Origin of the sequence: Pseudomonas sp. ICMP 561 (genome assembly GCF_002699985.1) — a bacterium.
In the GTDB taxonomy this organism is placed as follows: Bacteria; Pseudomonadota; Gammaproteobacteria; order Pseudomonadales; family Pseudomonadaceae; genus Aquipseudomonas; species Aquipseudomonas quasicaspiana.
In genome coordinates, this window is the sequence record NZ_LKBT01000034.1 from 104,551 (window position 1) to 119,538 (window position 14,988).

Sequence of the window (14,988 nt, forward strand, 5' to 3'; positions counted from 1 at the left end):
ACTCCTTACTGAACGGCTTTACGCGGCGCCGTTGGGTCTGCCGGTAGGGTGAAAGTACGCAGGTCAATGGTCGGCGCGTTGTTGGCGCCGCCCAGACGGTGATCGAGCACGAGCAGTTTCGAATGAGCCAGCCCCTGACTGAGTTGCGTCAGGTACTGCTCCAGCAAGAAAGCCTTACCCGCCTTGGCGTAGCCCTGCTGTTCGGCACTGAAACGCAACTGCGCCGCCTGGGCGTCAGCCATGACTTCCCGCGCGCTGGCGGTGGCTTTGTCATGGGTTTGGGTCGCGTTGAGTTGCGCCATATTCGACGTGCTGCTGGCAGCGCCCCGCTCCCGGGCGATAAGCGCCTGAGCACCAATCTGAGCGGCCTGAACCGCGTGGTAAGCGTTGGCGGCTCCGGCAGGCGGGTGAATCGCCTCAATCACCGTGGCGAGAATCTCAACGCCGCTGTTGAGTCGCTGCAAATCAGCCTGGATCGCGTTGCCGATTTCACGTGCCAGATCGGCGCGCTGTTCACCCAACAACTCGTCCAGCGTCCGCGAAGCAAAATCGTGCACCAGCACTCTGCTGGCTGTGCTGCGAATCAACATCGGCACATCAGCGCTGTTATAAGTGGCGGCCATGGCCGCTTCGTCAGTCAAACCGATGCGATACACCAGACGCACATCCATATTGACGATCTGAAAGCCCTGCTTGTCGCCCGCGCTGCTGGCGATCACCTGAGACTTTTCATTGATATGGCTGGCGTCCCACAAACGGTTAGTGCTGGCCGGCGCAGGTCCTTCTGCTGAATCAGGCACTGGAACAGAGGTGATGCCGCTTGCCTGCGCAATGCTGGTGGCCAATTCGTGAACCACGCCGTTTTCCACCCTCAATACCCGGCCAAATGGCCAGGGCAGACCACCGTGCAGTCCAGGCCCGAGCACCTCTACCGGCTTGCCGAACCGCTCGTAGATGCCCCGCCCTTGCATGGGGATTTCATGCACACCGCTGAGTGCCCAACCCAGCGCCATGACCACCGCCAGCACGGGCAGAAACGCCCGGCGCATGTAGGTGAAGGCCCAGATCTGCCGCAGGTCGATACCAAAGCGGTTATGTAATTCGTGCTGCAAGGCCTGCAGAGGTTGCGGCGGCCAGCGCAGCAAGCCTGCCACGAAACTGCTGGCCGTCAGCCGCGGCTCGACACGGGGATTACGTGGATTGAAGAGCGACAGCGCCGCGCGGATCAGCAGTTCAATGGCTACGAGGCCCGGCAATAATCCGCTCAACACCGCCAGCCGGGCCGTCCATGGACGTTCGACACTTGAGAAAAACAGACACACCGCACCAATCAGCAACACGGCAATCGCCACGCGAGTCATCTGCGCCAGTTGTGCCGCTTCCGGCCACTCGGCCTGCTCACCGCTGAACTGGCGCTCAAGGACCAGCAGGCCGAACGCCAATAACACCGCCGCGCTGCCAGCGACGCTGCCCATCCGGGAAAAGTCGCTGCCCGGTAGCGACAGGTCCCACACGGCGTCGAGACAAATCAGCGCCAGCAACGACCAACCGGCCAGCCAAAGCGTCGGTGCGCCAATCTGCGTCAACGTCGAGTGACCTAACCGACTGATGCGCCCAAGAAGCCGGTCGTACCAGCCTCTGTCCTCTGGCTCCAGAGTCTGCGGGGCGACGTGAGGCTCGCCGCCCTTGAACGCCAAAGCGCGCCATTGCGCGACGCCTTGGGCTGACTGCAATGCGGACGCCAACAGCAACAACGCGGCGGCAGCGTTGACCAGCACTGCTGGCCACAAAGTATTCGCCGCAAACAAGTCGGCGAACAGCGCCAGCATCAAACCGAAAATGCCAGCCCCACCCGTTATCCAGGTCAGGCGTTTTAACCGCGCCGCATGCACCGCAGCCCTTTGAAACCTGGGCAGGCCATTCAAGCCGCCGTGCTCAACATCCAGATCAACCCGCATCGACGCCCCAGAACTTACTGAATGTTGCTGCCATAGCCCGGCATTTGCGGCGGGCTGACCCACAGGATATGGCGTTACGATATAACAGCAACAATGAAATTTTTGTTAGATAGGACGCTGATCTTCAATGTGGGATCGGCTTCAGCCAGATTGCGGTATGCGAAGGTCTGACGTTGGCGACCGTACTGTTCTCTTTCTGGCTAAAGCCGGTCTCACGATGTCGCGCTTACAGAAGATCGCCAAACTGGTCGGTCGCTGTGGAAAAGTCCCTCAGATGAGACTTTTCGCGCAAAGATCAGCAGGCCACGATCATCGCGTTGTGGTTCACTAGAGCCGGGCGCGCCGTCGGGTTATCCACAGGCGCACAGTTGACCTGCCGACAAGGATAGCTTCACGTTGATTTCGATCTATCAGCTCAAACCCCGTTTTCAAAATCTGCTGCGCCCATCAGTTCAGCGTCTCTATGACCGGGGCGTTACCGCCAATCAGGTGACCTTGAGCGCCTGCATCGTTTCTTTGTTGATCAGCGGGCTGGTAGCCGTATTCTCCGAACACCTGTGGGTGTTCGCGCTCATTCCCTTGTGGATGATTGTGCGCATGGCGTTAAACGCCATCGACGGCATGCTTGCCCGGGAGTTCGGCCAGCAATCGCGACTCGGCGCTTACCTCAATGAACTGACCGACGTCATCGCTGACAGTGCGCTATTCCTGCCATTCGCCTTGATCCCGGACGTCAGCCTCGGGCTGGTGCTGGTGGTGACGTTGGGAGCGATCTTCAGCGAATATGCAGGCGTGCTCGGGCCCATGATCGGCGCGTCCCGTCGCTATGACGGCCCAATGGGCAAGAGTGATCGTGCATTCGTGTTCGGTGTGATCGGTGCAGGCGTTGCCGTGGGCTGGCTCTCGGCCCTGTGGATAAACATCATCCTGGCGGTCGTCAGCGCACTGCTGGTTTACACCCTGGTCAATCGTGTTCGCCGGGGGCTGGCAGAAGTCGTTGCCTCCAGTCCGGAAGATGTCGTCAACAACTCACAAGCATAAGGATCTCGACATGCGTGTAGCTCAGGATCAGCGCTTCAGCACTCATGATGGCGCCGAACTTTTCTATCGTCATTGGCCAGCCACCGCCCAGGACCCGTCGGTTCCGCGTCAGGCAGTGCTGCTGTTTCATCGCGGTCACGAGCATTCCGGACGCATCGCTCATCTGGTCGATGAACTGGATCTGCCAGGTTTCGATTTCTTCGCCTGGGACTCACGTGGCCACGGGCAATCGCCAGGCGCGAGGGGTGACAGCCCAAGCTTCGCCACCAGTGTGCGCGACGTGCAAACCTTCGTTGATCACTTGAGCAGCAACTTCGACATTGCTGAAGAAAACATGGCCGTTGTCGCCCAGAGCGTAGGGGCCGTGATCGCAGCCACCTGGGCTCATGACTATGCACCGAAAATTCGTGCATTGGTGCTTGCGTCGCCGGCCTTCAAGGTCAAGCTGTACGTGCCCTTCGCCCGTCCGGGCCTGGCGCTGCTGCGCAAATTCAAGGGCAACTTCTTCGTCAACAGTTACGTCAAGGCGCGCTTCCTGAGTCATGATCCGCAGCGCATTGCCTCCTACGACAGCGATCCGCTGATCACCAAGGCGATATCGGTCAATGTTCTGCTGGGACTTTACGAAGCGGCTGATCGAGTCGTCGCCGACGCAGAGGCGATATCGATACCCACGCAACTGCTGATCTCCGGCGCAGACTTTGTGGTCCATCGCGGCCCGCAGGAACGTTTTTTCGAACGGTTGGGCAGTGTGCGCAAAGAGAAGCACATTCTGCCGGGCTTCTTTCACGACACGTTGGGGGAACGCGATCGTCACCTGGCTATCAGTCGAGCTCGGCGTTTCATCCTGCAAAACTTCGAAGAGCCGATCTCACGACCCTCACTGCTGGACGCAGACCGGATAGGCGTCACCTGCGCTGAATCCGAAGCGCTGGCCGCACCTTTGCCCCACAACTCGTTGCGTGACCTTTATTGGCGAATGACACGCGCCAGCATGGGGCTGGGGGCGAAGTTATCCACAGGAGTAAAACTGGGCTTCGATACCGGCTTCGACTCCGGCAGTACGCTGGATTATGTTTATCGCAATCAGCCGAGTGGCACCTCTGCACTGGGCAAGGTGATTGACCAGAACTACCTGAACTCCATCGGCTGGCGCGGTATTCGCCAACGCAAGCTTAACGTGGAAGAACTGCTGCGGCTGGCCATGTCGCAACTGCGCAATCAGGGCAGACCGGTAAGTATTGTGGATATCGCCGCAGGACACGGGCGTTACATCCTGGAATCGCTGCAAGGGGTGGATCCGCTGCCGGAGTCGATCCTGCTGCGCGATTACAGCGACATCAACGTGCGTGACGGCAGCGCGTTGATCGAGCAAAAGGGCCTTGGCCATATCGCCCGCTTCATCAAGGCGGATGCGTTCGACCGCAATGACCTGGCCGCACTGGACCCAAAGCCGACACTGGCCGTGGTTTCCGGTTTGTATGAGTTGTTTGCCAGCAATCAGATGGTCGGCGACTCATTGGCTGGTCTGGCAGCGGCCGTAGAGCCCGGCGGTTATCTGGTGTACACCGGTCAGCCATGGCACCCGCAACTGGAGTTAATCGCGCGCGCCCTGACCAGCCACCGGGAAGGGCAAGCCTGGGTGATGCGTCGTCGCAGCCAATCGGAGATGGATCAACTGGTTGAAGCGGCAGGCTTTCGCAAGATCACCCAGCGTGTGGATGAATGGGGGATTTTCACTGTGTCCCTAGCGCAGCGCATCCAGTGAAGCCCCTGCGCGAGCCAGGCCTATGGAAGCGGGCCGTGGTGTGGCTGATATTTCTTGCACCATTTTTCTTCGCCAGCTACGGCTTTGCCACCTGGTACACCGCCCAGCGTGCTGATGTTGGCACGTTGGTGTTTGGCTGGGAACGCGATATGCCGTTTTGGGCGTGGACCATCATCCCCTACTGGTCCATCGACCTGCTTTACGGGTTTTCATTGCTGGCCTGTCTGACACGACGCGAGCTGGATACCCATGCGCTGCGCCTGTTCAGCGCGCAACTGATTGCAGTCAGTTGCTTCCTGCTCTGGCCTCTGCGCTTCACTTTCGAGCGTCCGGAGCTGGACGGGCTGTTTGGCTGGCTGTTCGCCGTCTTGGCAGGTTTTGACAAGCCGTTCAATCAAGCACCTTCGCTGCACATCGCGCTGCTGGTGGTGTTATGGGTCTGCTACGACCGCTATCTGCGTAACTTCCACGCAGGATGGCGATGGCTGCTGCACGGTTGGTTTGCGCTAATTGGCCTGTCAGTGCTGACCACTTGGCAACACCACTTCATCGACTTACCCACAGGCGCATTGGCCGGATGGTTCTGTGTCTGGCTATGGCCTGATCAGGGCCGCAGCCCAGCGTTGTCCGTAAGGCTGAGCCATGATCCGCAACGGTTGAGGCTCAGCGCGTATTACGCCGTGGGTGCTCTGTCCTGCGCAGCCTTGGCCTTGGTGCTTGCTGGTGGCTGGCTGTGGCTGATCTGGCCAGCGGTTTCGTTACTGTTGGTGGCGATCAATTACCTGCTGCTGGGCGCCAATGGCTTTCAGAAGCGCGAGGATGGGAGCTTATCCCCGGCAGCGTGCTGGTTATTCGCTCCTTATCTGGTAGGCGCGTGGATAAATTCGAGGTTGTGGACAAGATCCCGCCCGCAGCCAAGCGAGATTGTGGATAACATCTGGCTGGGGCGATTGCCTGCTCAATCCGAACTGCCGCCTTTCAAATCGGTTGTGGATATGTCCGCCGAGCTGCCGCTGGATGCCGGTTCTCGTGGTTATCAGGTTGTCCCGGTTCTGGATCTTACAGTCCCCACTGCCGCGCAATGCCTGATAGCCGCTGAAGCGATTGAACGTCTACGTGAGCGAGGCCCGGTACTGGTCTGCTGCGCGCTGGGCTACTCTCGTAGCGCCACAGCCGTCGCGGCATGGCTTCTACACACTGGACGAGCCGAGTCTGTGGATAACGCAGTGGCCATGCTCCGCGCTGCAGCGCCGAGAATTGTTCTGGGTGCCGGGCATAAAGCGGTTTTGCGCAGCACCACGCTTCCCTGACACTGCGCTGTTGCGAACGGAGACCTGTAGGAGCGCACGAGCACCGCGCGGCCGCGATAGCGGTGTATCAGACAGACCGCTATCGCGGCCTCGCGGTGCTCGTGAGCTCCTACAGAAACGTTTTCAAAATCATATAGTTGTAGTTTTTTTGAGAAGAGCGAGCTAGCTCGCGATGGCGTCAAACCGGCGCAGACTCACCTGAAGGCAAACAGAGATGTCCCATGAAATGCAGCTCCACGTGGTTGCCAGCCTGCTGCGTCGGGGTACGGCACTTGATAATTTGTCCACAGGGCTGACGCTGCTCAGTCTGGCCTTCGGCCTGATTCAGCTGTTGATAACCGGGGTTCAACCGTTCCTGTTGATACTCGCTGTATCGGGAGTGATTCTGGGTCTGCTGGAAAAGTACTACGCCATGCGCGTGGCATTTGACGCTGATCTGTTCTACGTCATAGCCAGCGATCCTCAGTGGCCAACAGATCGCACTGCAGCGCTGGATGATGCCTTGATCAAGCTAGGCCTGCAGCCTGTGGATAAAGCTGGCCGAGCGTGGTCAGTCCGCATTCAGGGTGCGTTGCGGCTTCTGCGCCAGCAGCTTTTGTTTTTGGCCATTCAGTTATTGGTATTGCTGAGTGCCGTCGTGATTTTCCCTTGGTTGTCCTTCACCTCTTGAGGAAACGCCATGTTTGAACCCTTGGTCGCGACGCTGATTACAGCAGGCGCGCGCAGCATCACCGGTGCCCGCAGCCTGTGGCTCGGCAGCTCTCCAGAGCCGACACAGCGCATCTACTTCGCCAACCACAGCAGCCACGGCGATTTCGTCTTGCTCTGGGCTTCGCTGCCTCCAGCGCTGCGCAAGTTGACTCGCCCCGTTGCGGGCGCGGATTACTGGCAGAGCAGTCCTCTGCGCCGCTACATCATCAACGGTGTGTTCAATGGCGTGCTGGTGGACCGGCAGCGCAAGACGCCGGAAAGCAACCCGTTACAGCCCATGCTGGAAGCGCTGGAAAACGGTGATTCGCTGATCATCTTTCCGGAGGGCACCCGTAACCCTGAAGAGGGTCTGCTGCCGTTCAAAAGTGGGTTGTACCACTTGGCTAAAAGTTATCCACAGGCTGAGCTGGTGCCAGTGTGGATCGCCAACCTCAATCGTGTAATGCCAAAAGGGCGAATACTGCCACTGCCGTTGTTGTGTACCACCAGTTTCGGCGCGCCATTGCAGTTGGGCAGTGAAGAAAGCAAAGAACAGTTTCTGTCGCGCAGCCGTGAAGCGCTGCTGGCCCTGGCTCCGGAGCAGCTTTGATGGATAAGCAGACCCAAATGTTGTTCATGGGGATTGGCGCGATTCTGCTGCTGGCCTCGTTGATCGGCTACATCCTCAAACGCAAGGCTGGCGGCCCTAATTCGGTCATCGACAACCTGAACGCGCGGATCAACGCGTGGTGGGTGATGGTGATCGTCATCGGCATCGCCTTTTCGCTGGGATACACCGCTGTCATCCTGCTGTTCTACGCGGTGTCGTTCTATGCCCTGAGGGAGTTCCTGACCCTGACGCCGACCCGCAAAAGCGACTACCCGGCCTTGGTGGCAGCTTTCTACGTAGCCTTGCCATTGCAATACATCCTGATCTGGATGGATTGGTACGGGCTGTTCTCGATCTTTATTCCGGTTTACGTGTTCTTGCTGTTGCCGATCCTTGCCTCGCTGGGGGGCGACAGCAAACATTTCCTCGAGCGTGCATCGAAGGTCCAGTGGGGGCTGATGATCGCAGTGTTCTGCGTGTCCTACGTTCCTGCCCTGCTAACGCTGGATATCGCCGGGTACGAAGGCCGTAATCTGTTGCTGATCGCCTGGCTGGTGATCGTGGTGCAACTGTCGGATGTGTTGCAGTACGTCTGCGGCAAGCTCTTCGGTAAGCGCAAGATTGCGCCCAATCTGTCGCCCTCCAAGACCGTTGAAGGTTTTGTCGGAGGCATAGCACTTGCCTCGCTGATTGGCGGAGCATTGTTCTGGATTACTCCATTCAACCCGTGGCAGTCGATTCTGATCGCGCTGCTGATCAACTTGTTGGGTTTTGCCGGTGGCATCGTCATGTCCGCGATCAAGCGCGACCGTGGCGTCAAGGACTGGGGTCACATGATCGAAGGTCACGGCGGCATGCTCGATCGCCTCGACTCCGTGTGTTTTGCAGCGCCGATCTTCTTCCACCTCGTGCGGTACTGGTGGACCTGATTCCACATCGTAGGAGCGGCTTCAGCCGCGAGCCGCGTATGCCAGCGATACACGCGTTGTCGCAACCACGCCCTCCCGGCTAAAGCCGGTCCTACAACAAATATGGCATGCCCAGCCAACGTGGTTGCGCTGTCGAGAATACGCCACTTGACGGCTACCGCCCTGAATATTACAACCATAATTTAACAGCCCCGCGATCTTCTGGGCTTTACTTCCCGCATCTCGACTCAGGAGCAAAGGCTATGAGCAGTTATGACGTTGTGATTATCGGTGGCGGTCCGGGTGGCTATAACGCAGCCATTCGGGCCGGTCAGTTGGGGCTGAGCGTGGCTTGCGTCGAGGGCCGTGAGACATTGGGCGGTACTTGCCTGAACGTCGGCTGCATTCCTTCCAAGGCGTTGCTGCATGCATCGGAGCTGTACGAGTCGGCCGCGGGCGAGGAGTTCGCCAAGCTCGGTATCGAGGTCACACCCACGCTCAATCTTGCGCAGATGATGAAACAGAAAGGCGACAGCGTGGCTGCCCTGACCAAGGGTATCGAGTTCCTGTTTCGCAAGTACAAGGCAGAATGGATCAGAGGCTGGGGGCGCATTGCAGGTCCGGGCAAAGTCATCGTCACCGATGCACAGGGTGTTGAAACCGAGCTGCAAGCCAAGGACATCATCATCGCCACCGGGTCCGAGCCAACACCGCTGCCCGGTGTAGAGATCGACAACAAGCGCATTCTGGATTCCACCGGCGCGCTGTCTCTGGCTGAAGTGCCCAGGCATCTGGTCGTGATCGGCGCGGGGGTCATCGGCCTGGAACTGGGCTCCGTGTGGCGACGTCTCGGCGCGAAAGTCACGGTAGTGGAGTATCTTGATCACGTTGCCCACGGCACGGATCTGGAAGCGGGCAAGACACTGCAACGTTCACTGTCGCGGCAGGGTATTACCTTCAAGCTCAGCTCAAAAGTCACGACCGCAACCACGACGGATCATGGCGTGAATCTCAGCGTTGAGCCCGCTGCCGGTGGCGAGGCCGAGCTGATCGAGGCCGATTACGTGCTGGTCTCTATTGGTCGGCGGCCTTTCACCAAAGGCCTGGGACTGGAGACGGTCGGCCTTGAGGTCGACAAGCGCGGCATGCTCGAAAACAAAGGCCATCGAACCGCTGCAGAGCATGTCTGGGTGATCGGCGACGTCACCTCAGGTCCGATGCTTGCGCACAAGGCCGAAGACGAAGCAACGGTGTGTCTGGAGCGTATCGTCGGCAAGGCCGGTGAAGTGAATTACAACCTGATCCCCAACGTGATCTACACCCGCCCGGAACTGGCCAGCGTTGGCAAGACTGAAGAGCAGCTCAAGGCAGATGGCCGCGCTTACAAGATCGGCAAGTTCCCGTTCAGCGCCAACAGCCGCTCCAAGGTCAACCACGAAACGGATGGCTTCGCGAAAGTCCTGGCCGATGAACGCACCGACGAAATTCTCGGCGTGCATCTTGTGGGGCCAAGCGTCAGCGAAATGATCGCCGAGTTCTGTGTCGCCATGGAGTTCGCTGCATCGTCCGAAGACATCGGGCTGATCAGCCACGCCCACCCTACCCGCTCCGAAGCCCTGCGCCAGGCGGCGATGAGCGTAATCGGGTTGCCGACGCAGTCTTGATACTGCCCGTCAGCCCCCAGGTAGGAGCCAACTTGTTGGCGAGGCGGCGTATCAGTCAAAGCCTCTCGCGAACAAGTTCGCTCCTACCGAAGATCGGCGTTGTCCACACATCTAAATCGTAATTATTTATGTTTTTTTCGAACCAGATGCTGTGTTTGTTATCTGTTGTCGGTACTTTGGCGTTCAGCAAGGAGTCGTAGCGCGCAAATTTTCTTGTGCAGGATGCACAGTACTCGTTAGGGGCTTCACCTTATGAATCGCAGGACTCTCCTGAAAGCATCCATGGCGCTGGCGGCCTATAGCAGCGTTCCGGCCTCAGGGCTTTTTGCTGCACGCGCGATGGCCGCCACGGCCGACGGCGAAATCGAACACTTCGACTTCGATGCACTGAAAGCCCATGCCAAGCAATTGGCTGGTCGGGGTTACGTAAGCAACAAGCAAGTACTGCCTCCTGTATTGGCAAACATGACACCGCAACAGTTCAACGCGATCAAATACGACGCTGGCCACTCCTTGTGGAACGAGCTTCATGGCCAACTGGACGTGCATTTCTTCCACGTCGGCATGGGCTTCAAAACGCCGGTGCGCATGTACAGCGTCAACCCGAAGACCAAAGAGTCCCGGGAAGTGCATTTCCGCCACGAACTGTTCAACTACGAGTCCAGCGGCATCGACAAATCGCTGGTCAAAGGTGACCTGGGTTTTGCTGGCTTCAAGCTGTTCAAGGCACCCGAAATCGCCATCAATGATGTTGTGTCGTTCCTCGGTGCCAGCTATTTCCGCGCAGTGGACAGCAACAGGCAATACGGCCTTTCAGCACGCGGCCTGGCCATTGATACCTACGCCAAGCGCCAGGAAGAATTCCCCGACTTCACCAAGTTCTGGTTCGAAACGCCGGACAAGAACGCCACGCGTTTTGTGGTCTACGCCCTGCTGGACTCGCCAAGCTGCACCGGCGCATACAAGTTCGATATCGATTGCCAGTCCGGCCAGGTGGTTATGGACATCGATGCGAACATCAACGCGCGCACTGACATCGATCAGATGGGCATCTCGCCGATGACCAGCATGTTCAGTTGCGGCACTCACGAGCGCCGGATGTGCGACACGATTCACCCGCAAATCCATGACTCGGATCGTCTGGCCATGTGGCGTGGTAATGGTGAGTGGATCTGCCGCCCGCTGAACAACCCGCCCAGCCTGCAGTTCAATGCGTTCGCTGACAAAGACCCAAAAGGGTTTGGCCTGGTGCAGACCGACCATGAATTTGCCAGCTATCAGGACACCGTTGACTGGTATCACCGCCGTCCAAGCCTGTGGGTAGAGCCGACGACGCAGTGGGGCGAAGGCGCGGTCAATCTGGTGGAAATCGTCACCACCGGTGAGACCATGGACAACATCGTTGTGTTCTGGACGCCGAAGGACAAAATCAAAGCCGGGCAATCAGTCAATTACGGCTACAAGCTGTATTGGGCACCGCTGCCACCAGTGCGCACGCCATTGGCGCAAGTGCATGCCACTCGTTCCGGCATGGGCGGATTCACCGAAGGCTGGGCACCGGGCGAGCATTACCCGAAGTTCTGGGCACGACGTTTCGCTGTGGACTTCAACGGCGGCGGCCTGGAAAACCTGCCGGAAGGCACCGCTATCGAGCCTATCGTGACCGTCTCGCATGGCAAGCTGCAGGAATTCAACATCCTCGTGCTGCCGGACATCAAAGGCTATCGGATCATTTTCGACTGGCTGCCAGACAGCGATTCGGTCGAACCTGTGCAGATGCGTATGTACATCAAGACTCAGGACCGAACGCTCAGCGAAACCTGGCTGTACCAGTATTTCCCGCCGGCGCCTGACAAGCGTAAGTACCCGGCGTAACGTGAAATGATTTCGGGGTGCATTGCAGCAATGCTGCATGCACCTCGGAGTCATATTGCTGCGCACGTCATTTTTTTAATATTCAGCCAATTCAATACGTTACAAATCGATGGAATTCCTGCCCTTTGGAAGATGCTCGAATATTGACGAATTGATTGACAGTTCTTCGAACTCAGGCTGATATAGCTCCTGTCCTTTCTGATTTCCCCCCCCTGTTTTCCTGTCGCGTTGGCCATTCCCCATGGTTGATGAGCGGTAGCGTGGATGCTGTTTTCTCTCAGACCTCAACTCATCACGGCTTTAAACATCGCGTGCCCATTGGCGAGACGCGCAATCCCGTAGGACCGGCTTTAGCCGGGAGGGCGTCGGAACGTTTACCTAAAACTCTTCGCCAGAAATACCGCTCTCCCGGCTAAAGCCGGTCCTACGGGATTGCAAGCCACCAGAGAATCTCCCACAGGGCCGTGTTCACAGAATCTTAAGCACGATCCAATTCCCAATCAGCATTCCCGAGGCAGAAAACATGACGTTGAACTCTGCGAAAGGCCAAGACGCTCGCTCGTCGATTCTGACCTTCAACAAATCGACGGTGGTGGTATGGATTGCCATCAGCCTGATTCTGATCGAGACCTTTTCCGGTGCGCTGCGCTTTTACTTCGACAAGGCAGGCATCGGGCCTCTGTTGTATGTGCCGAAAATTGCCTGCCTGGTGATGTTTGCCCTGGAGCTGCGCGATTACAAAGCCGGTCGGGTGGTCTGGCTGAGCTTGCTGCTGTTGGTGGTTTCCAGCGTACTGGCGATGCTTCACGGAGCCAGCTTGAACAATGTGGCTTTCGCTTTGTTTGGCATCAGTCCGCTGCTGTTCGGGATGGTCTGCAGCGAACATCTGGTCCATCGACGCAGATTGTTTTTATGGGTGATTGGCCTGTGTCTGGGGGCATCGCTGGTGGGCATAGCGCTGGACAAATTCACCTCGGTGCCGTGGAAGGGCTATAGCTACAGCATCGGTGACGCCGAGCTGAGCGCTAACACCTCATGGACTACGGATACCGAAGACCGCATCGCCGGGTTCGCACGGGTATCCAACATCCTGTCGATCCTGATCGCCATCTACACGCTATACCTGCTCATGCTGCTGCGCTCACGGCTTCTGTGGCTGCTGTTGAGCCCGGTGGCGCTGTACGCCATTGTCCTGACCACCAGCAAAGCGCCCGCCGCAGCCTTCGCGTTGACCCTGGTGTTATTGCTGATCAGCCGCATGCGCTGGACGACGCGAATTGCCTGCGTCATGACGGTATTCGCGGGGATGCTGCTGCCGGTGCTGGGCATGATCTATGACTTTGATCTGCACACCATCAGCAGTAGCAACTCGGCACTGGGCACCTTGTATGACCGCTTGATCAACACCTGGCCCAATGTCGCTTACGCCGTCAGCAAAGAAGGCTGGAGCCTCACCGGTGCAGGCTTCGGCATGTTCGGTGGCGCCGCTTCAATGTTCCCGGTTCCCGGTGGCGAGATGCTGGCCGGTTCGGACAGCAGCGCCATGTACCTGTGGGCGATGCTCGGGCTGGGCGGCGTGCTGCTGTACCTGATGCAGATTCCCTTGTTTTTCAAGCTGACCGATGACGACAGCCATGTCGGTAGAGCATTGCTGGCGATCACCTTCTGCTGCTGCATGATCGGCTGGACCACCGACATGTTTGAGGTGACCGTTGCCAATCTGTTCCTGGGCCTGGCGATAGGTCATGCACTGTCTGACAAACTTCTCGATAGTCGACGAACCCCGAGACTGCAGGAGTTTTACCTGTCGCCCTCACCGACGGTGTACTGACCATGGCGGGCAAAGGATTTGCCGCCGCACTGGCCTGCATGACCTGGCTGACCTGCACTGCGTTGCAGGCCCAAGAGGCTTTTATTCTGGGCATCAGCACGCACCTGATGAACTTCGACGCCTCGTCGAAGCCCGCATTGGAACTGGCTGCCAAGGCTGGATTCAGCGCCGTCAAAGACGACGTTTTCTGGTCGACCGCAGAGCCTAAGCCCAATCAGTGGCGCATCATAACGCCGTGGCGGGACTACCTGAGCACCGCCACCCGCTTGAATCTGAACAGGCTGACGATTCTGGACTACAGCACGGCCTTTCATGACAACGCCAAACCGCGCACGCCGACGGTCAAGGCGGGTTACCTGGACTACGTGAATTACGTCACCGGCCAATTGGGCAACAAAGTCGATTTCTACGAGATCTGGAACGAGTGGGACCTTGAAGCCCCCAAAGACCCGCAAATCAGTGCGGATTACGCCACGCTGGTCCGTGAAGCCGTACCGGTGATCCGCAAGAACACCACTCAGGTAAACGGCACTCCGGCCAAAATCCTCGCTGGCTCGGTGACACCGGAAGGCATGGACGGTGGCTTCGCTGATCGGCTGATCGACGCAGGCATGCTCGACCTCGTTGACGGGTTATCGATTCATCCTTACGCCCACTGCGCCGCCGACGGGCGCAACAACCCGGAAAGCTGGGTGCAATGGCTGCGCGATTATGAACAACACGTTCGCACCAGGGCCGGGCGCATCGTGCCGATCTACATCACGGAAATGGCGTGGCCCAGCCACAAAGGTCCATGCGGGAATACCCAACAAACCCAGGCGGCGTACCTTGCGCAGATTCTGTTTTTCACCCGCACCGTCCCGAACATCAAAGGCCTTTGGTGGTACGACCTGATCAATGACGGGCCAGACAGAACCGATCAGGAGCATAACTTTGGTCTGCTCAATCAGGACCTGTCGCCCAAGCCAGCTTATGGGATGGTCAAAGCCATCGCCGACGTGATCAGGCATTTCACCTGGGACGCGCAGGCCAGCACTCAATCTGCCGACGCCTACCAACTGCACTTCGACAAGGGTGATGAACATGTCATTGCCGCCTGGATTGTCGGCGGGCCCCGCCTGGAGCAGATCACCACTCAGCGCCCGCTGAGAGGCCCGGTCATGTTCGTCGACACAGCTGACCCGGCCAAAGGGCAAATATCCGGCGAGACTTTCTGGCGCTGTCAGGACGGCAGTTGTTCTGTTCCTGTCACCCTCACCCGCTTTCCGAAAATCATCAGCCTGAACTCCGAGACAGTAGCGCCCCAACGCCCCTGATCTCGCGCCCTGCAACG

General features: G+C 58.3%; 11 protein-coding genes. 10 read left to right on the plus strand and 1 reads right to left on the minus strand.

The window, feature by feature from the left end:
* Positions 1-5: 5 nt before the first annotated feature.
* Positions 6-1,958: a protease modulator HflK gene (gene hflK, locus AO242_RS20385; protein WP_099270142.1), complete on the minus strand. Its 1,953-nt coding sequence runs from the start codon at positions 1,956-1,958 to the stop codon at positions 6-8.
* Between the two features lie 396 nt (positions 1,959-2,354).
* Here hflK and AO242_RS20390 point away from each other — a divergent pair, with 396 nt between their 5' ends.
* From AO242_RS20390 to AO242_RS20435, 10 genes are all read left to right on the plus strand, one after another.
* Positions 2,355-2,999, plus strand: coding sequence for a CDP-alcohol phosphatidyltransferase family protein (locus tag AO242_RS20390; protein WP_099270143.1), 645 nt, complete (start codon positions 2,355-2,357; stop codon positions 2,997-2,999).
* A gap of 10 nt (positions 3,000-3,009) precedes the next feature.
* Positions 3,010-4,767: a bifunctional alpha/beta hydrolase/class I SAM-dependent methyltransferase gene (locus tag AO242_RS20395; RefSeq protein WP_099270144.1), complete on the plus strand. Its 1,758-nt coding sequence runs from the start codon at positions 3,010-3,012 to the stop codon at positions 4,765-4,767.
* A complete protein-coding gene (locus AO242_RS20400; RefSeq protein WP_164706260.1) occupies positions 4,725-6,077 on the plus strand; it encodes a phosphatase PAP2/dual specificity phosphatase family protein in 1,353 nt (450 codons plus the stop codon). The genes AO242_RS20395 and AO242_RS20400 overlap by 43 nt, the downstream gene beginning before the upstream one ends.
* Positions 6,078-6,291: 214 nt before the next feature.
* Complete coding sequence (locus AO242_RS20405) at positions 6,292-6,747, plus strand: hypothetical protein (protein ID WP_099270146.1); 456 nt, start codon at positions 6,292-6,294, stop codon at positions 6,745-6,747.
* Positions 6,748-6,756: 9 nt separating this feature from the next.
* Entirely contained in the window at positions 6,757-7,377 is a 621-nt protein-coding gene (locus tag AO242_RS20410) for a lysophospholipid acyltransferase family protein (protein ID WP_099270147.1), read from the plus strand.
* Positions 7,377-8,306, plus strand: a complete 930-nt coding sequence (locus tag AO242_RS20415; protein WP_027902502.1) for a phosphatidate cytidylyltransferase — start codon at positions 7,377-7,379, stop codon at positions 8,304-8,306. The genes AO242_RS20410 and AO242_RS20415 overlap by 1 nt, the downstream gene beginning before the upstream one ends.
* Positions 8,307-8,548: 242 nt before the next feature.
* Positions 8,549-9,949: a dihydrolipoyl dehydrogenase gene (gene lpdA / locus AO242_RS20420; RefSeq protein ID WP_099270148.1), complete on the plus strand. Its 1,401-nt coding sequence runs from the start codon at positions 8,549-8,551 to the stop codon at positions 9,947-9,949.
* Between the two features lie 252 nt (positions 9,950-10,201).
* Positions 10,202-11,824 carry a glucan biosynthesis protein D gene (locus AO242_RS20425; RefSeq protein WP_099270149.1) on the plus strand — a complete coding sequence of 541 codons (1,623 nt, stop codon included), beginning with the start codon at positions 10,202-10,204 and terminating at the stop codon, positions 11,822-11,824.
* Positions 11,825-12,347: 523 nt separating this feature from the next.
* A complete protein-coding gene (locus tag AO242_RS20430) occupies positions 12,348-13,655 on the plus strand; it encodes a hypothetical protein (protein WP_099270150.1) in 1,308 nt (435 codons plus the stop codon).
* 2 nt (positions 13,656-13,657) lie between these two features.
* On the plus strand, positions 13,658-14,971 hold the full coding sequence (locus tag AO242_RS20435; RefSeq protein ID WP_099270151.1) for a hypothetical protein: 1,314 nt from the start codon (positions 13,658-13,660) through the stop codon (positions 14,969-14,971).
* Positions 14,972-14,988 lie beyond the last annotated feature (17 nt).